Origin of the sequence: Streptomyces sp. NRRL S-37 (assembly GCF_000721605.1) — a bacterium.
Classification (GTDB): Bacteria; Actinomycetota; Actinomycetes; order Streptomycetales; family Streptomycetaceae; genus Streptomyces.
The window spans coordinates 173,019-190,833 of record NZ_JOIZ01000012.1 but is presented as its reverse complement, the minus strand read 5'-3'; the positions used below and the strand labels follow the sequence as shown (position 1 = coordinate 190,833).

15 protein-coding genes and 1 pseudogene are annotated in these 17,815 nt (G+C 71.8%); 5 read left to right on the top strand and 11 right to left on the bottom strand.

Annotated features, from left to right (window positions below):
- Positions 1–31: 31 nt before the first annotated feature.
- From tilS to dacB, 3 genes are all read right to left on the bottom strand, one after another.
- Positions 32–1,057, bottom strand: a complete 1,026-nt coding sequence (gene tilS, locus IH50_RS0119175; RefSeq protein WP_030863360.1) for a tRNA lysidine(34) synthetase TilS — start codon at positions 1,055–1,057, stop codon at positions 32–34.
- A 192-nt stretch (positions 1,058–1,249) separates the two neighbouring features.
- On the bottom strand, positions 1,250–2,383 hold the full coding sequence (locus tag IH50_RS0119170; RefSeq protein ID WP_030863358.1) for a zinc-dependent metalloprotease: 1,134 nt from the start codon (positions 2,381–2,383) through the stop codon (positions 1,250–1,252).
- A gap of 268 nt (positions 2,384–2,651) precedes the next feature.
- Positions 2,652–4,277, bottom strand: a complete 1,626-nt coding sequence (dacB, locus tag IH50_RS0119165) for a D-alanyl-D-alanine carboxypeptidase/D-alanyl-D-alanine-endopeptidase (RefSeq protein WP_030863356.1) — start codon at positions 4,275–4,277, stop codon at positions 2,652–2,654.
- 79 nt (positions 4,278–4,356) lie between these two features.
- On the opposite strand from dacB, the gene IH50_RS0119160 reads away from it, so the two are divergent.
- Together IH50_RS0119160 and IH50_RS0119155 are read left to right on the top strand one after the other, a co-directional pair.
- The gene (locus tag IH50_RS0119160; RefSeq protein WP_030828087.1) at positions 4,357–4,848 is read left to right on the top strand and encodes an inorganic diphosphatase; all 492 of its coding nucleotides are present in this window, start codon (positions 4,357–4,359) and stop codon (positions 4,846–4,848) included.
- Between the two features lie 139 nt (positions 4,849–4,987).
- The gene (locus IH50_RS0119155; RefSeq protein ID WP_030863354.1) at positions 4,988–6,682 is read left to right on the top strand and encodes a threonine/serine exporter family protein; all 1,695 of its coding nucleotides are present in this window, start codon (positions 4,988–4,990) and stop codon (positions 6,680–6,682) included.
- 155 nt (positions 6,683–6,837) lie between these two features.
- Here IH50_RS0119155 and IH50_RS0119150 read toward each other — a convergent pair whose 3' ends face one another.
- Both IH50_RS0119150 and IH50_RS0119145 read right to left on the bottom strand, forming a co-directional pair.
- Positions 6,838–7,719 carry a DedA family protein gene (locus IH50_RS0119150; RefSeq protein WP_030863352.1) on the bottom strand — a complete coding sequence of 294 codons (882 nt, stop codon included), beginning with the start codon at positions 7,717–7,719 and terminating at the stop codon, positions 6,838–6,840.
- Between the two features lie 237 nt (positions 7,720–7,956).
- Entirely contained in the window at positions 7,957–8,718 is a 762-nt protein-coding gene (locus IH50_RS0119145; RefSeq protein ID WP_030863350.1) for a MerR family transcriptional regulator, read from the bottom strand.
- A 101-nt stretch (positions 8,719–8,819) separates the two neighbouring features.
- Here IH50_RS0119145 and IH50_RS0119140 point away from each other — a divergent pair, with 101 nt between their 5' ends.
- Positions 8,820–10,097: an ion channel protein gene (locus IH50_RS0119140; protein ID WP_030863348.1), complete on the top strand. Its 1,278-nt coding sequence runs from the start codon at positions 8,820–8,822 to the stop codon at positions 10,095–10,097.
- Between the two features lie 51 nt (positions 10,098–10,148).
- Positions 10,149–11,546, top strand: a complete 1,398-nt coding sequence (locus tag IH50_RS0119135) for a glutamate decarboxylase (protein WP_030863346.1) — start codon at positions 10,149–10,151, stop codon at positions 11,544–11,546.
- Here IH50_RS0119135 and IH50_RS0119130 read toward each other — a convergent pair.
- The 5 genes and pseudogenes from IH50_RS0119130 to IH50_RS0119110 all read right to left on the bottom strand — a co-directional run bounded on the left by IH50_RS0119130 (position 11,543) and on the right by IH50_RS0119110 (position 16,472).
- Complete coding sequence (locus IH50_RS0119130) at positions 11,543–12,301, bottom strand: ABC transporter permease (protein WP_030863343.1); 759 nt, start codon at positions 12,299–12,301, stop codon at positions 11,543–11,545. The two genes, IH50_RS0119135 and IH50_RS0119130, sit on opposite strands and share 4 nt — an antisense overlap.
- A 5-nt stretch (positions 12,302–12,306) precedes the next feature.
- A pseudogene (locus tag IH50_RS37805) lies at positions 12,307–13,310 on the bottom strand (ATP-binding cassette domain-containing protein).
- A 74-nt stretch (positions 13,311–13,384) separates the two neighbouring features.
- Complete coding sequence (locus tag IH50_RS0119120; RefSeq protein ID WP_030863338.1) at positions 13,385–14,026, bottom strand: PadR family transcriptional regulator; 642 nt, start codon at positions 14,024–14,026, stop codon at positions 13,385–13,387.
- A 52-nt stretch (positions 14,027–14,078) separates the two neighbouring features.
- A complete protein-coding gene (locus IH50_RS0119115) occupies positions 14,079–15,539 on the bottom strand; it encodes an aldehyde dehydrogenase family protein (protein WP_030863336.1) in 1,461 nt (486 codons plus the stop codon).
- 108 nt (positions 15,540–15,647) lie between these two features.
- Positions 15,648–16,472 (bottom strand): helix-turn-helix domain-containing protein, encoded by an 825-nt coding sequence (locus IH50_RS0119110; RefSeq protein ID WP_051767379.1) that lies wholly within the window; start codon positions 16,470–16,472, stop codon positions 15,648–15,650.
- 398 nt (positions 16,473–16,870) lie between these two features.
- Between IH50_RS0119110 and IH50_RS0119105 the strand changes: the two genes are divergently transcribed.
- Positions 16,871–17,368 carry an ATP-binding protein gene (locus IH50_RS0119105; RefSeq protein WP_037872540.1) on the top strand — a complete coding sequence of 166 codons (498 nt, stop codon included), beginning with the start codon at positions 16,871–16,873 and terminating at the stop codon, positions 17,366–17,368.
- 121 nt (positions 17,369–17,489) lie between these two features.
- Here the strand turns inward: IH50_RS0119105 and IH50_RS0119100 are convergent, their stop codons facing one another.
- Positions 17,490–17,774, bottom strand: a complete 285-nt coding sequence (locus IH50_RS0119100; protein ID WP_030863328.1) for a DUF397 domain-containing protein — start codon at positions 17,772–17,774, stop codon at positions 17,490–17,492.
- Positions 17,775–17,815 lie beyond the last annotated feature (41 nt).

The following is a 17,815-nucleotide window of genomic DNA, read 5'->3' as shown; positions in this document are numbered from 1 at the left end:
CGCGACTCGTACGGGTCGGTGGGGTCCGGAATCAGCCCTGCCGAATCACCAGTCTGCCACCCTGCCGGCGGACCACGACCCGGCCGGGGAGGTTGATGGCCCCCTGACCGCGCCAGCCGGTGATCAGCCGGTCGACCTCCTCGATGTGGCGGGCGAACAGCGAACCGGCCGGCGCGCCGGCCTCGATGGCGGCGCGGCGCAGCACACGGCGGCGTACGGCGGGCGGCAGGTCGTGCAGCGCGGCGCACTCCAGGCGGCCGTCGGCGTCGCGGACGCCGGCCGCCACCCGGCCGGCCCAGGCGTCGAGGGCGTCGGCGTCGTCGCGGGAGAGCTGGGCCGTACGGGCGAGGGCCTCGACGACGCCCTTGCCGAGGGCCTTCTCCAGGGCGGGCAGGCCCTCGTGGCGGAGCCGGGAGCGGGTGTAGGCGGGGTCGGCGTTGTGCGGGTCGTCCCAGACGGGCAGGGACTGGACCATGCAGGCCTTGCGGGCGGTCTGCCGGTCGAGCTGGAGGAAGGGACGCCGGTAACGGCCGTCGGCCCCCGAGACCGCGGCCATTCCGGACAGGGAGCGGATGCCGGAGCCGCGGGCGAGGCCGAGCAGGACGGTCTCGGCCTGGTCGTCGCGGGTGTGGCCGAGCAGGACGGCGGCGGCGCCGTGCCGTTCGGCGGCGGCATCCAGGGCGGCGTAGCGGGCGTCCCGGGCGGCGGCCTCGGGTCCGCCGCCCCGGCCGACGGTGACGGCGGTGGACTCGACGGGGTCGAGGCCGAGTTCGCGCAGGCGGGAGGCGACTTCGGCGGCGCGCAGGTCGGAGCCGGCCTGGAGGCCGTGGTCGACGGTGACACCGCCGGCGCGGACGCCGAGGCGGGGGGCTTCGAAGGCGAGGGCGGAGGCGAGCGCCATGGAGTCGGCGCCGCCGGAGCAGGCCACGAGCACGAGCGGGGAGGGCGGCCGCTCGTGCGGTGCGCGGCCGGGGGCTCGGCCGTGGTCGTCGAGGATGTCGGTCAGGACGCGGCGGACCGCCAGGCGTATCGCCGCGACCGCAGGATGGGGACCCATGTCCGGTTCCCTTCATGAAGTTGTCGGGGGGTGAACCCGAGGTTCGGTCACTCAGAGTGTGTAGATGGTGACAGAACCGGGCCGTTCCCCGAGCATTGCACGCCTACTCGGGACTCACGGTCCCTCGGACGGGTGATTGGAGGGGCGTCCGTCTGCCGTCGGCCGGGTGCGGTGCATGACGGTGCGCGGGGGTCAGGCTTCCGGTTTCCGGTGCACCCGTGTGATCCAGTCCGCCGGTTTGGCGATCTCCGCCTTGGTGGGGAGCGTGTTGGGCGAGGTCCACACCCGGTTGAAGCCGTCCATGCCGACCTCCTCGACGACGGCGCGCACGAAGCGTTCGCCGTCGCGGTACTGGCGGAGCTTGGCGTCCAGGCCGAGCAGCTTGCGCAGGGCCATGTCCAGGCGGGAGGCGCCCTTGGCGCGGCGCTGCTGGAACTTCTCGCGGATCTCGGCGACGCTCGGCACGACGGCGGGGCCGACGCCGTCCATCACGAAGTCGGCGTGGCCCTCCAGGAGGGACATCACGGCCGTGAGGCGGCCGAGGATCTCGCGCTGGGCGGGGGTCTGCACGAGCTCGACGAGGGAGTGTCCGTCGTCGCCCTCCTCGCCCTCGGGGCGGCCGCCGACGAGGGACTGGGCGGCTTCGCGGACGCGTTCCAGGACGGTCATGGGGTCGACGTCGGTCTCCTCCAGGAACGACTGGATCTCGCCCTCCAGGTGGTCGCGCAGCCAGGGCACGGCGGTGAACTGGGTGCGGTGGGTCTCCTCGTGGAGGGTCACCCACAGGCGGAAGTCGTGCGGTTCGACGTCGAGTTCGCGTTCGACGTGGACGATGTTGGGGGCGACGAGCAGCAGCCGTCCGGCGCCGTTCGCACCGGCCGGGAGGTCGCGGGTGGCGGGGGCGAAGGTCTCGTACTGGCCGAGGACGCGGGAGGCGAGGAAGGACAGCAGCATGCCCAGTTCCACGCCGGTGACCTTGCCGCCGACGGCGCCGAGGACCGCGTTGCCGGGGCTGGTGCCGCGCCGTTCCTGCATCTTGTCGAGGAGGGGTTTGAGCAGTTCGCGGAAGCCGGCGACGTTGGCCCGGACCCAGCCGGGGCGGTCGACGACGAGGAGGGGGGTGTCGTGGGTCTCCTCGGTGCCCAGACGGGTGAAGCCCCGGACGTGTTCCTCCGAGGCTTTCGCGTGCCGGCGCAGTTCCGCGACGACGGCGCGGGCCTCGTCGCGGCTCACGTCGGGGCCCGGGCGCATGAGGCGGGTCGCGGTCGCGACCGCGAGGTTCCAGTCGACCATCCCGGAAGAGGCAGCACCACCGATGCTCGTCATGCGTCAACGGTACGTGAGTGGCCCGGTTTCGGGCAGGACGGTGAGGTGAGGGGGCCGGGGGGTGGGTGGTCGTCGGCGCCGGCGCCTGCGGGGGCCGGGAGCGGGTGGTCATCGGGCCCGTGGCCCGTGGTGGTCGGGGGGCGGGCGGTCGTCGTGTTCCCTGGTTTCTCGCCCCCGCCGCCCCTTCCCGTCCCTGGGGGCTTCGCCCCCAGACCCCCTTGCGCAGTTCCCCGCGCCCCTGTGCAGTTCCCCGCGCCCCTGTGGGAAGTCAGCGGCAGCCGCATGCCGCCAGGGCTGTGGCCGCCTTGTCGAGGGCGGACTGGGCTGCCGTGGGGGCGGTGGTGTCGTTCGCCAGGAAGGCGAAGACCAGGAGGCGGCCGTCCTTGTCGACGACCGTGCCCGCCAGGGTGTTCACGCCGGTGAGCGTGCCGGTCTTGGCGCGTACGACGCCGGCCGCACCGTCGGTGTAGCGGCCGGCGAGGGTGCCGGTGAAGCCGGCGACGGGCAGGCCGGTGAGGGCGGGGCGCAGCTCGGGGTGGGCCGGGTCGCCGGCCTTGACGAGCAGGGCGGTGAGGAGGCCGGCGGTGAGTTTGTCGCGCCGGTCGAGGCCGCTGCCGTCCTTGACGTCCGCGCCCTTCAGGGGGAGCCCGAGGTGCTTCAGACGGGTGGTGACCGCCGCGCCGGCGCCCGCGAAGTCGGCGCTCCCGCCGGTGGCCAGGGCGGTGTGGCGGGCGAGGGCCTCGGCGAGGTCGTTGTCGCTGTTGGTCAGCATCCGTTCGACGAGGGCGGCCAGCGGGGGCGAGGAGACCGTGGCGAGCGTGGCGGCGCGGGTGGTCGCCTTCGACGGGCCGGGCGGGGTGGCCCTGACGCCGTGCTCCTTCAGCAGGTCGCCGAACGTCCGCGCGGCGTCGGCCGCCGGGTCCGCGGCCCGTGGGGCCGGCCCGCTGGTGGAGCCGTCGGTGCGGGCCTCGTCGACCATGAGGGGGGTGACGGCCGCGAGGTTCGGGTTGACCCCGATCGGGTGGATCGTGGTGCCCTTGTAGAGGGTCGTGTCGTAGGACAGCGTCACCTCGCGCACCCCGCGCCTGGCCAGGGCGGCGGCGGTGCGCTCGGCGAGGTCGCGCAGGCTCGCGAGTCCCTGGGCGTCCTTCCGCGCGGTGAGCGTGGGGTCGCCGCCGCCGACCAGGACGACCTCCCCGGTGTCGGGTTCGTACACCGCGCGGGTGGTGAGGCGGTGGTCGGCGCCCATCGCGGAGAGCGCGGCGACGGCAGTGGCGATCTTGGTGGTCGAGGCGGGAGTGAGCGCGTCCTCGGAGCCGGTGCCGTAGAGCTGGTCACCGGTGGCCGCGTCGGCCACGGCGGCGGAGTGGCGGCCGAGCGCCGGGTTCTTCAGCAGCGGGTCCAGGACGGCGCCGAGGGCCTTGCCGCCGGGCGCCGACTTCACGGTGGTGGCGGTGCCGCCGAGGCCGGTGAGCACGGAGACGGCCGGCGGGGCGGCCTGGGGGCCGCGGGGCGGCGTGCCGGCGTGGGCGCGGGTGCCGCCGTGATCTGTGCCACGCGCGGCTTCCAGGGCCACGGCCCGGTCCCGTTCGGCCGTACGCTGACCCGAAGAGTCCCAGGGACCGGCGGCGGTCGCCACACCCGCGGCCAGCGCCAGACCGGCGGTGGCGGCGGTCGCGGTGAACTGCCAGGTCTTCGGCAGCGCGACCCGCGGGCCCTGCGGTGATCCCGGCCGGCCCGGCCGCGCGAACCGTGGCCCGACGGCCGCGGCGAGGCGCGCCAGACGTGGCCGTACGGTCTCCGCGGCCCGGGCGAGACGCGGCCGTACGGCGTCCGCGATCCGCGCGACATGCGGTCCCGCGGCCCGCCAAGGCCTCAGCTCTGGCACGACCACCAGCCCCTTTCGCGATCACACACCTGCGTGAGGGACACTTAATCACCAGAACGATGTGCTGATCATGGAGGAGCGTCCGGTGGAGTTCGACGTCACGATCGAGATCCCGAAGGGTTCGCGGAACAAGTACGAGGTGGACCACGAGACGGGTCGGATCCGCCTGGACCGTCGGCTCTTCACCTCGACCGCCTACCCGACCGACTACGGCTTCGTCGAGAACACCCTCGGCGAGGACGGCGACCCGCTGGACGCGCTGGTCATCCTGGACGAGCCGACGTTCCCGGGCTGCCTGATCCGCTGCCGCGCGATCGGCATGTTCCGGATGACGGACGAGGCCGGCGGCGACGACAAGCTGCTGTGCGTCCCGTCGACGGACCCGCGCGTGGAGCACCTGCGGGACATCCACCACGTGTCCGAGTTCGACCGCCTGGAGATCCAGCACTTCTTCGAGGTCTACAAGGACCTGGAGCCGGGCAAGTCGGTCGAGGGCGCCAACTGGGTCGGCCGGGTGGACGCCGAGGCGGAGATCGAGCGGTCCTACAAGCGTTTCAAGGAGACGGGCGGCCACTGAGCCCTCCCGCCTGCGCGACGCAGGAACGGGCCGCACGCACGCGTGCGGCCCGTTTTGCCGTGCGTGCGCATACTGAGGCTGTACGGGGCAGGTTTACGGACGGTGTCGCGGACGGTGTCGTAAAGGGAGAGCGGAGCAGGTGACGGACGCGGAGGACCGCAAGCCGCAGTCGGACGAGGCGAGGAGCGCGTTCACGCCTCCCTCCGGTGTCGCGGCGCCGGCCGAGGCCGAGTCGTCGACGACCTCCGAGTTCGCCGTCCCCGAGGGGCTGGCCGTACCGGCGACCGGTACGGAGTCCGAGACGACTTCCGAGTTCGCCGTTCCCGACGGGCTGGACGTGCCCCCGCCGCCCTCGGAGGGGGCGGAGGGGTCGGCGTTCAGCACGCCGAGCACCTACAGCGCGAAGCAGACGGCCGCGTTCACCCCGGCGAGCGGGATCCCGCTGGTCAGCCTGGCCAAGGACGTGCCGTGGCAGGACCGGATGCGCACCATGCTGCGCATGCCGGTGACCGAGCGGCCGGCTCCGGAGCCGGTGCAGCGGCACGACGAGACCGGGCCGGCCGTGCCGCGCGTGCTCGACCTGACCCTGCGCATCGGCGAGCTGCTGCTGGCGGGCGGCGAGGGCGCCGAGGACGTGGAGGCGGCGATGTTCGCCGTGTGCCGCTCCTACGGCCTGGACCGCTGCGAGCCCAACGTCACGTTCACCCTGCTGTCGATCTCCCATCAGCCGTCCCTGGTCGACGACCCGGTGACCGCGTCGCGCACGGTGCGGCGCCGCAGCCCCGACTACACCCGGCTGGCGGCCGTCTACCAGCTGGTGGACGACCTCAGCGACGACGAGACGCACGTCTCCCTGGAGGAGGCCTACCGGCGGCTGGCGGAGATCCGCCGCAACCGGCACCCGTACCCCGGCTGGGCGCTGACCTTGGCGAGCGGACTGCTCGCGGGGGCGGCGTCGGTGCTCGTCGGCGGCGGCTTCCTGGTGTTCGTGGCGGCCGCGGCCGGCGCGATGCTCGGTGACCGGCTGGCCTGGCTGTGCGCGGGGCGCGGGCTGCCGGAGTTCTACCAGTTCACGGTGGCCGCGATGCCGCCGGCCGCGATCGGGGTGGCGCTGACGCTGGCGCACGTGGACGTGAAGGCGTCCGCGGTGATCACCGGTGGGCTGTTCGCGCTGCTGCCCGGGCGGGCGCTGGTGGCCGGTGTGCAGGACGGCCTGACCGGCTTCTACATCACGGCGTCCGCGCGCCTGCTGGAGGTCCTGTACTTCTTCGTGGGCATCGTGGCCGGGGTGCTGACGGTGCTGTACTTCGGCGTGCAGCTGGGCGCCAGGCTGAACCCGGACGCGAAGCTCGGCGTCTCCGACGACCCGCTGTGGCAGATCGCCGCGTCGATGCTGCTGTCCCTGGCCTTCGCGGTGCTGCTCCAGCAGGAACGGTCCACCGTGCTGATGGCGACCCTGAACGGCGGGGTCGCCTGGGTGGTGTACGGCGCGATGCACTACACGGGCGACATCTCGCCGGTGGCGTCCACGACTGCGGCGGCGGGCCTCGTGGGCCTGTTCGGGCAGTTGCTGGCCCGGTACCGGTTCGCGTCCGCGCTGCCGTACACCACGGCGGCGATCGGGCCGCTGCTGCCCGGTTCCGCCACGTACTTCGGTCTGCTGGGCATCGCCCAGAACGAGGTCGAATCGGGGCTGACCTCCCTCACGAAGGCCGTGGCCCTGGCCATGGCCATCGCGATCGGGGTGAACCTCGGGTCGGAGATCTCGCGGATCTTCCTGCGGATCGGGTCCGCGGAGAAGCGCCGGGCGGCGAAGCGGACGCGGGGCTTTTAGCGCCGGACGCGGGTTTTTTGGCGTGAGCGCCGTCTGGCCCCGGGCGCCGTCCGACTCGGGGGCCGGGGGTGCGTCGGCGACCGCGGCCCGGTGGGGGTTGTTCGCGCCCACGCGGCGAAGCCGCACATCGGCACAGCCCCGCGCCCCTGAGGGTTTCAGTAGCCGCGGTTGTAAGGCTGCTGCTGGTTGTAGTACTCGTCGCCGTACGGCTGCTGAGGCTGCTGTTGCGGGTAGCCCTGATCGCCGTACGGCTGCTGGGGCTGCTGCTGGGGGTACCCCTGGTTGCCGTAGTGCTGCTGCCGGGGCTGCTGCGGGGTGGGCGGGGTGATGCGGCGCAGCTGGGTCGTGGCGTCGTCCATGACCGGGTGCTGGGGGTTCTGGGGGTACTGCGGGGCGGCGGCCGGGGTCTCGGCGGCGCGCTTCTTCTTCCCGCGCTCGCGCAGGTACTCGATGATGATCGGCACCACGGAGATGAGCACGATCAGGACGAGGATCGGCTCGACGTTGGTCTTGATGAACTCGATCTGCCCGAGCCAGTAGCCCGCGAGGGTGACACCGCTGCCCCAGGCGACACCGCCGATGAGGTTGTACACGAAGAACGTGCGGTACTTCATGCGGCCGGCGCCGGCCACGATGGGGGCGAACGTGCGCACGATCGGGACGAAGCGGGCCAGGACGATCGCCTTGGGGCCGTACTTCTCCATGAACTCGTGTGCTTTCTCCAGGTTCTCCTGTTTGAAGAGCTTGGAGTTCGGCCGGCTGAACAGCTTGGGTCCGAAGAACTTGCCGATCATGTAGCCGACTTGGTCGCCGAGGACGGCGGCCATCACGATCAGCGTGCACACCAGCCACAGCGGCTGGCTGATGTAGTTGCCCTCGGCCACGAAGAGACCCGCCGTGAACAGCAGGGAGTCACCGGGCAGGAACGCGAAGAGTCCGGATTCCGCGAAGACGATCAGCAGGATGCCGGGGAGGCTGAAGGTCTCGATCAGGTAGTCCGGGCTCAGCCACTCGGGGCCGAGCGCAAGCGTGGTCACGGGGATGTGGCTCCTGCTGCTGGGGGGTAGGGGCTGGGCCTGGCTGCCCAAATTATGAACGCAGCCGCTCGGGCCCAGGTTCCGTGGGGTACCCAGCATGCCCTGTCCCCCGCCCCGGACAAAGCCGTGGGCCGCCGGCCGTGGAGGATCACGGCCGGCGGCCCTGGCCCGGAGGGGGCGCCGGCACCGCCCTGGGAGGAGCGGCGGCCCCCGTCCGGGAGCGACCGGGACGGGACGTCACGCGGTGTGCCGGACGGCGTTCGCGAGGATCGCGTCGCGCATGTAGGCGGCGAGGCCCGGCTTGGCGGCGTCGATGTTCCGCGTGAAACGCTCGTCCGAGACGTACATCTCGCCCAGGCAGGTGTGCATCTCGTACCCACAGTCGTAGTGGTTGCGGTCGATCCCCCGCCGGTGGTCCTCGGCGACGTCCATGGCCGCCTCGGAGTCGGCGGGCTCACCGGCCTCCATGAGGGCGACGAAGCGCCGGGTGAGCTCGTCGGCCTCGTCCTGGATGCGCTGCCAGTCCTCCTTGGTGTACGAGGCGGCCCGCTGCTGCGACTGGCGGTAGGCGTCGGTGTTGCCCCAGCGTTCCTGGACCTCCTCCTGGTACTGGTCGGGGTCGAAGTCCCCGAAGACCTCGAACTTCTCCTCGGGCGTGAGGTTGATGCCCATGTTGCGTGCCTCCATGGCGTGTTCGACGGCCACCACCATCTTCTGCAGCTTCTCGATCCGGCCGGTCAGCAATTCGCGCTGGCGGCGCAGGTGCGCGCGCGGGTCCGTGTCCGGGTCGTCGAGCAGGGCGGCGACCTCGTCGAGCGGGAAGCCGAGCTCGCGGTAGAACAGGATCTGCTGCAGCCGGTCGAGGTCGGCGTCGCTGTAACGCCGGTGCCCCGCGTGGCTGCGCTCGCTGGGCACGAGCAGGCCGATGTCGTCGTAGTGGTGCAGGGTGCGCACGGTGACACCGGCGAAGCCAGACACCTGTCCCACGGAGTAGCTCACTTCCGCTCCCTTCTGGGTACGCGCTCCAGCCTGGGTCCTCACGCCACGTGAGGTGCAAGCCGGTTACCGATTTGCGCTGCTTGTCCGTTTATCGTGTGCGGGTGGCCCAGGACAGCTCGCAGCAGGCACCCCCCGCCGCCCCGGCACGCGCCCTGCTGTCGGCCGTCGTCCCCGCGCTGGTCGTGGGCGTGGCGACGAGCCTGATCCTGGTGGGGGTGAGCACGGCGGCCGAGGAGCTGCAGGACGTGCTCTGGCAGGACCTGCCGGACGCCCTCGGTGTCGGCGGGTACTCCGTGCCGTGGATGTTCGTGGTGCTCGTCACCACCGGGATCGTGGTCGGACTGGTCGTGTGGAAGGTACCGGGCCACGCGGGCCCCGATCCGGCGACCACCGGTCTGGACGCGCCCGTACTGCCGCCCGCGGTGCTGCCGGGGCTGCTGCTGGCGACGGCGTTCGTACTGGCCGGCGGGCCCAGTCTGGGGCCCGAGAACCCGATCATCGCCGTGAACGTCTCGCTGGCGGTCTGGGCGGGCCTCAGGGCCTTCCCGCAGACCCAGGAACGCGGCTGGGTGGCGCTGGCGGAGGCCGGGACGATCGGCGCGCTGTTCGGCACGCCGGTCGCCGCCGCGCTGGTCATCTCCGAGGCGCTGGCCGGGCAGCGGATCAAGGGGCGGTTGTGGGACAGCCTCTTCGCGCCGCTGGCCGCCGCCGGGGCCGGTGCGCTCACCACCTCGCTGGTGTCGCGGCCGAGTTTCGACCTGCGTCTGCCGCCGTTCGGGCGGCCCGGCTGGGGCGACCTGCTGGCGTCCCTCGTGGTGGCCCCGGTGGGCGCGGTGCTCGGCATGTGCGCCGTGTACGCCTTCCCGTACGTCCATGGGGCCTTCGCGCGGCTGCGGCACCCGATGCTGATGCTCCCGGCCGGTGGCGTGGTGCTGGGCGCCCTGGCGGCACTGGGCGGGCATCTGACGCTGTTCAAGGGGCTCGACGAGATCGCGGTCCTGGCGCGCGATCCCGACGGCTGGTCGGCGGGCGGGTTCGCCACGATGGCGGTGGTGAAACTGGCCGCGCTGCTCGTCGCCGCGTCCTGCGGCTTCCGGGGCGGGCGGATCTTCCCGGCGGTGTTCGTCGGCACCGCGCTCGGGCTGTGCGCGCACGCCCTGGTGCCCGGGGTGCAGCCAGCGGTGGGCGTGTCGGCGGGGGTGCTGGGGATCCTGCTGGCCATCACCCGCCAGGGCTGGGTGAGCCTGTTCGTCGCCGCCGTCCTGGTCGCCTCCCCCGGGATCCTCGCCCTCCTGTGCGTCGCGTCGCTGCCGGCCTGGCTGCTGGTGACGGGGCGCCCGCTGATGCAGCTGCGGGAGGACGGGACAGCCGTGCGATGACCTTCCCCCTTCCTCTCCCCGACCCCGTCGCCCCGAGACCAAGGAGACCCCGTGCCACTCCACAAAGGCCCGCAGCACGACGAGCGCCCCGTGTCCGTCAATCCCTTCCTGGGGCCGGCCAATCCGGTCGGGGACATGACCGAGGCGCCGCCCAAGCACCGGCTGCCCGACACGCCCATGGCGCCCTCGACGGCGTACCAGCTCGTGCACGACGAGCTGATGCTGGACGGCAACGCGCGGCTGAACCTGGCCACCTTCGTCACCACCTGGATGGAGCCGGAGGCCGGCCGTCTGATGGCGGAGTGCCGGGACAAGAACATGATCGACAAGGACGAGTACCCGCGCACCGCCGAGCTGGAGCGGCGCTGTGTGGCGATGCTCGCCGACCTGTGGCACGCACCCGATCCGGCCGCGGCCGTGGGCTGTTCGACGACCGGTTCGAGCGAGGCGTGCATGCTCGCCGGGATGGCGCTGAAGCGCCGCTGGAGCGGACGAGGCCCCGCGCGGGGCGCCCGGCCGAACCTCGTCATGGGCGTCAACGTCCAGGTCTGCTGGGACAAGTTCTGCACCTTCTGGGAGGTGAAGCCCCGTCAGGTGCCCATGGAGGGCGAGCGGTTCCACCTCGACCCGGAGGCCGCCGTCGCGCTGTGCGACGAGAACACCATCGGAGTCGTCGGCGTACTCGGCTCCACCTTCGACGGATCGTACGAGCCGGTCGCGGACCTGTGCGCGGCGCTGGACGGGCTCCAGGAGCGCACCGGACTCGACATCCCCGTGCACGTCGACGGGGCGTCGGGGGCGATGGTCGCGCCGTTCCTCGACGAGGACCTGGTGTGGGACTTCCGCCTCCCGCGCGTGGCGTCCATCAACACCTCCGGGCACAAGTACGGCCTGGTGTACCCCGGTGTCGGCTGGGCGCTGTGGCGGGACGCGCGGGCGCTGCCCGAGGAGCTGGTCTTCCGGGTGAACTACCTGGGCGGTGACATGCCGACCTTCGCGCTGAACTTCTCCCGGCCGGGCGCGCAGGTCGTGGCGCAGTACTACACGTTCCTGCGGCTGGGCCGGGAGGGCTACCGCGCGGTGCAGCAGGCCGCGCGGGACGTCGCGCGGGGGCTCGCGGAACGGATCGGGGCGCTGGGCGACTTCCGGCTGCTGACGCGGGGCGACGAGCTCCCGGTGTTCGCGTTCACGACCGCCGGCGACGTGACGGCGTACGACGTCTTCGACGTGTCCCGGCGGATGCGGGAGCACGGCTGGCTGGTGCCCGCGTACACCTTCCCGGCGAACCGCGAGGACCTCTCCGTGCTGCGCGTGGTGTGCCGCAACGGCTTCTCGGAGGACCTCGCGGACGTGTTCGCCGAGGACCTGTCCCGGCTGCTGCCGGAGCTGCGCCGGCAGCCGCGCCCCCTCACCCATGACAGGAACGCGGCCACCGGCTTCCACCACTAGCGGCTGAGCCGCGAGAACCGGCGTACCGCCAGCGGGAAGAACACCGCCAGGAGGCCCAGCGGCCAGACGACGGCGGCCCCCACGTGGCCCGGTTCGCCGCCAGGGCTGCCGAACAGGTCGCGTACGGCCGTGGCGGTCTGGGACAGGGGGTTCCACTGGACGACCGTGCCCAGCCAGTCGGGCATGGACCGGGGGTCGGCGAAGGCGTTGGACAGGAAGCCGACCGGCCAGACCAGGATCTGCACGGCCTGCACCAGTTCCGGTTTCCCGGCGACCAGCGCCAGGTGGATGCCGATCCACAGCATCGCGAACCGGAACAGCAGGAGCAGTCCCACGGCGCCCAGGAAGCCCGCCGGGCCGCCCTGGGCGCGCCAGCCGAGCGCGGCGGCGACGGCGAGGAGCACCGCCAGGCCGAGCACCGACTGGAGCATGTCGGCGGCGGAACGGCCCACCAGGACCGCGCCGTTGGCCATGGGCATGGAGCGGAAGCGGTCGATGACGCCCTTGTCGAGGTCATGGGTGACGGCGATCATCGTGCCCTCCAGGCCGAAGGCCATGGTGAGCGCGAGCATGCCGGGCACCAGGAAGTCGAGGTACTCGCCGCTCACGCCCCGGCCGCCGCCGACCAGGTAGCCGAACATCAGCAGCAGCATCACCGGGAAGACCAGGTTCACCGCCACCGCGGCCGGCTGCCGCCCCCAGCGGGCGAGTTCGCGGCGGGTCATGGTCCAGGAGTCGGTCAGGGCGTACGTCATGGTGGTCACGCGGCCTCCTTCACTCGGTCGTCGTGCCCGGTCAGCCGCAGGAACACCTCGTCGAGCGTGGGCCTGCGCAGGGCGATGTCCTCGGCCTCGACGCCGGCCTCCTCCAGCGCGCGGACGACCCCGGCCAGGGCCGCCATGCGGTCGGTGACGGGGGCGCTGAGCAGCCGCCGGTCGGAGTCCACGGTGACCGCGTCCTCCGGTACGGGCAGCAGGGCGACGGCCGTGCCCAGCTGTCCGGCGTCGCGCAGGACGACGTCGATGCGGTCGCCGCCGATGGCCGCCTTGAGCTCGTCCGCCGTGCCGTCGGCGACGACCCGGCCGGCGTCCACCAGGGAGATACGGTCGGCGAGCTGGTCGGCCTCCTCCAGGTACTGGGTGGTGAGCAGGACCGTCGTACCGCCGCCGACCAGGGAACGGACCGAGTCCCACACCTCCGCGCGGCCATGGGGGTCCCCCCGGTTCGAGCGAAGCCGAGAACTGGGGGAGGGTCGAGGCCTGTGGTCGGTTCGTCCAGGAAGAGCACCTCCGGTTCGGTGATCAGGGAGGTGGCGAGGTCCAGCCGGCGGCGCATGCCGCCGCTGTACTGCTTGACCGCCTTGCGTCCGGTGCCGGAGAGGTCGAAGCGCTCCAGCAGTTCGTCCGCACGCGCGCGTGCGCGTCGCGCGCCCAGGTGGTGCAGCCGGCCGAACAGCTCCAGGTTCTGCCGGCCGCCGAGTTCCTCGTCGAGTGCCGCGTGCTGGCCGAGCAGGCCGATGCGCAGCCGTACGGCGTACGCCTCGCGCACGACGTCGTGTCCCGCCACCTCGATCCGGCCCGCGTCGGGCCGCAGCAGGGTGGCCAGGATCCTCACCAGGGTGGTCTTGCCGGCGCCGTTCGGGCCGAGCACTCCGTGCACCGTGCCGCGCGCGACCGTGAGGTCGAGCCCGTCCAGTGCGGGGCCGCTGCCGCCGCCCTTGTAGATCTTGTGTGCTTCCTCGACGGTGATCGCCGCGTCGGACACAGAAACTCCCTCGCTAGTCAAACTTGACTACCAGCCCGGACCGCACACCCGCGCCTTCCTCTAGTCAAACTTGATTAACGGTCGTCCCCGGGATGCCGCTCCCCCGTCCCGTACGGGTTCTCCTCCCCCTCGGCCAGGACGGCGACGAACGGCTCGCCCTCACCGGCGAAGGTGTAGGCGCCGCCCCGGATGCGCTCGATGAGCCCCCGGGTCCAATCGGCACCGAAGTCGGCCGAGTGGACCCAGAAGTCCATGATCTCCCCGATGTGGCCGAGCTGACCGGGACCGTCCTCGGGCGTGTAGTACTCGGTGACGGCCTTGCGCCATTCCCCGATGGAGCGCATCCGCTGTTCGAGGAGCGCGAGCGCCTCCTCGCGCTTCAGGTCGACCATGAGCCCGAGCCCCGCCGAGAGCACGTCCGGCTTCTGGTCGTAGGAGGTCAGGGCCTCCCGCAGCAGCCGGAAGAACTCCTCGGTGCCCTGCTCGGTGATCTCGTACTCCGTGCGCGGCGGGCCGCCTGCCGTGGACGGCGCGATCTCGTGCGCGTGCAGCAGTCCCTGTTTCGCCATCTGCTTCAGCGCGTGGTAGATCGAGCCGGGCTTGGCGTTGGACCACTCGTGCGCGCCCCAGTACTCCAGGTCGTTGCGCACCTGGTACCCGTGGGCCCGCCCGTGCTGGCGCACCGCGCCGAGCACCAGAAGACGGATCACTGACATGTGCCCAGCCTAGGCCCCCAGGGACCTGCCCCTAGAGGGCTGCCCCGCCCGCTCAGAACGGGAAGCCGCTCCGGCCGTGCTGCACCGAGATCCACTTCACCGTAGTGAAGGCGTCCAGCATGGTGTCGCCGTTCAGCCGGCCGATGCCCGAGTGCTTCTCGCCGCCGAAGGGGACGATCGGCTCGTCGTGCACGGTGCCGTCGTTCACGTGGAACATGCCGGTGTCGATCCGTTTGGCGAAGTTCACGCCGCGCTCGATGTCACCGGTGTGCACGGCGCCGCTCAGGCCGTACGGGGTGTCGTTGACGATGCGTACGGCCTCCTCCTCGCCGTCGAACGGGACGAGGAAGGCGACGGGTCCGAAGACCTCCTGCCGCAGCAGGGCCGAGTCCGCGGGCAGCCCGGTGAGGACGGACGGCTCGACCAGGTTGTCCCTGCGCGCGCCCCGGACCAGGGCGGTGGCGCCCTCGGCGAGCGCCTGCTCGACCACGCCGGACACGGCGTCCGCCTGACGGGAGTTGATCAGCGGGCCGACGACCGTCTCCGGGTCGCGCGGATCACCGGCCTTGAGGGAGCCGACCTTGGCGACGAACTTCTCGGTGAACTCGTCGGCCACTGAACGGTCCACCAGGACGCGGTTGGCGGCCATGCAGACCTGGCCCTGGTGGACGTACCGGCTGAAGACGGCCGCGTCCACGGCGTAGTCGAGGTCGGCGTCGTCGAGGACCACCAGCGCGCTGTTGCCGCCGAGTTCGAGGACCGAGCGCTTGAAGAGGGAGGCGCAGACGGTGGCCACGTGGCGGCCGACCGCGTCCGAGCCGGTGAAGGAGATGACCTTCGGGACCGGGTGCTCCAGGAAGGCGTCGCCGATCTCCGCGATGTCGGTGATGACGACGTTGAGCAGACCGCCGGGCAGGCCCGCGTCCTCGAAGATCTTCGCGACCAGGGAGCCGCCGACGACCGGCGTGTTCTGGTGCGGCTTGAGCACCACGCCGTTGCCGAGCGCGAGCGCGGGGGCGACCGACTTCAGGGAGAGCAGGAAGGGGAAGTTGAACGGGCTGATCACGCCCACGACGCCCACGGGCACGCGGTAGACGCGGTTCTCCTTGCCGTCCACCGGCGAGGGGACGATCCGGCCCTCGGGGGCCAGCGCCAGATGGACCGCCTCGCGCAGGAACTCCTTGGCGAGGTGCAGCTCGAAGGCGGCCTTCAGACGGGTGCCGCCGAGTTCGGCGACGATCGCCTCGGAGATCTCCTCCTCGCGCTCCTCGACCAGTCTGAGCGCCTTCTCGAACACCGCGCGGCGCGTGTACGGATTGGTCGCCGCCCACTGCTTCTGCGCGCGGGCGGCCGCCCGGTACGCCTGATCGACCTCGTCGGCCGTGGCTATCGTGATCGACGCGAGCTTCTCGTCGTCGTACGGATTGAAGTCGATGATGTCCCAGGAACCGGTGCCCGGGCGCCACTCACCGTCGATGTACTGCTGAGCCAGGTCGGTGAAGTACGACGACATGTGATCCCTCAATCCCTTGCCGCGTCGTTGCATCAGTGGAGCACTGATCGACCGGGAGGCCTGATCGAACGTCATCGTACTTGTGTTTCATGTGAGTTGAGGGTGACCTCAGGACATGTGCAGCAGTCCCCGCAGGAGGTCCCGGCTCTCCGCCGGCCCCGGGCCGTCGTGCTGGAGCTCCTTGAGCGCCTTCTCGTACTGGGCCACGTCCTCGGGCTTGTCGAGGTACAGCGCGCTGGTGAGCTGCTCCAGGTACACGACGTCCGACAGGTCGGACTCGGGGAAGCTGAGGATGGTGAACGCGCCCGACTCGCCGGAGTGCCCGCCGAGGCTGAACGGCACGACCTGCAGCCGGACGTTGGGCCGCTCGGAGACGTCGATGAGGTGCTGGAGCTGGCCGCGCATCACCGCGCGGTCGCCGTACGGCCGGCGCAGGGCGGCCTCGTCGAGGACGACGTGGAACTCGGGGGCGTTCTCCGCGACCAGGTACTTCTGCCGCTCCAGGCGCAGCGCCACCCGCCGCTCGACGTCCTCGTCGCTCGCCCCCTTCATGCCGCGGCGCACCACCGCGCGGGCGTACTCCTCGGTCTGCAGCAGGCCGTGCACGAACTGCACCTCGTACGCCCGGATCAGCGAGGCGGCCCCCTCCAGGCCCACGTACGTGGGGAACCAGCTCGGCAGCACGTCCGAGTAACTGTGCCACCAGCCGGCCACATTGGCCTCCTTGGCGAGGGAGACCAGCGACAGGCGCTCCTGCTCGTCCGTGATGCCGTACAGCGTCAGCAGGTCCTCGACATCCCTGGTCTTGAAGCTCACCCGGCCCAGCTCCATCCGGCTGATCTTCGATTCGGAGGCGCGGATCGAATAGCCCGCCGCCTCGCGCGTGATCCCCCGCGCCTCACGCAGTCGCCGCAGTTGTGATCCGAGCAGCATGCGCCGCACCACCGATCCCGGCTCTCCCGCGCTCACGTTCGCCAGCCTCCCCAACGTCTTCAGGGCCCGCAGTCTGCCACTAAAACACTTCGAGCAGTACTCGTGCGGTTACGGAAACGGAATCCGGCCGGGGACACCGGTCGGGAAGGGACACGGAACGGGCACGGGAGGAGAAGGAAGGAGCAACGAGGAGACAAGGGAACAGCCGGAAGACGACCGGAAGATGACGGAAAAATTGGCCAACAAACCAGTACGGCAGGGACGATTTCGGTCAGCTGCACGTGCATCTGCCCTTGCATCTGCTGTACGCATCCGAAACCATGGTCTCCGCACCACCGCAGCCTCGCTACGACCGCGAATTCCCGGGAGTGCCTCGCATGGGGACGAATGGATCGACCATGCTCGAGCCGTTACGGCAGGGCCTTCCGCCGCTGAACCTCGCGGCCGCGTCCGACGCCTCCTCCTGCGCCCTCCCCGCCCGTTACGAAGCGGTCCGTGAGGCCCGGCGGTTCACCCGTGAGACCCTCAACCGGTGGGACCTGGGCGACCGCTTCGACGACGTGTGCCTGGTCGCCTCCGAGCTGGTCACCAACGCCCTGCGGCACGGCCTGCCGGCCGGCACCCCGCGGCCGGCGGCGCCGGAGACGCCGGTACGGCTGCACCTGATGCGGTGGACCGAGCGGCTGGTGTGCGCGGTGCGCGACCCCAGCGACGACAGCCCCGTGGCCCGCGCGTCGGACGACTTCTCCGCCGAGTCGGGCCGGGGACTGTTCCTGGTCGAGTCCTTCAGCGACGGCTGGGGCTGGCACCCGATGGCCGGCGCGCTCGGCGGCAAGGTGGTCTGGGCGCTGTTCCGGCTGCCGCGCCCCGCCGACCGCCCCTGTCCCGGCACATGACGGACCGCGGCGCTTGCGGGCGCCGCGGTTCTACGCGCGTCAGCGCCTCCTGGGTCACTCCGGTCCACTCCGGCCTCTTCCGGAGCGGACCGGGGGGACGTCGTCCGCCCCGGCGGGCCGGTCAGCCGGCGACCAGGTGGTCGAACTCGCCGTCCTTCACACCCAGCAGCATGGCCTCGATCTCCGCGCGGGTGTAGACGAGCGCGGGTCCGTCGGGGAAGCGGGAGTTGCGCACGGCCACCTCCCCGCCGGGCAGCCGGGCGAACTCCACGCAGGAACCCTGCGAGTTGCTGTGCCGGCTCTTCTGCCAGGCCACACCGTCCAGTCCGGTGGCCGCCATGCCGTTGTACACGCCGGGCGCGTCGGCACCGTCGTACACGTCACCGTCGTACACGTCGTGGTCCACAGGTCGCTCCCCGCTGGTGCACTGGCTGGTGTGGCCATTGA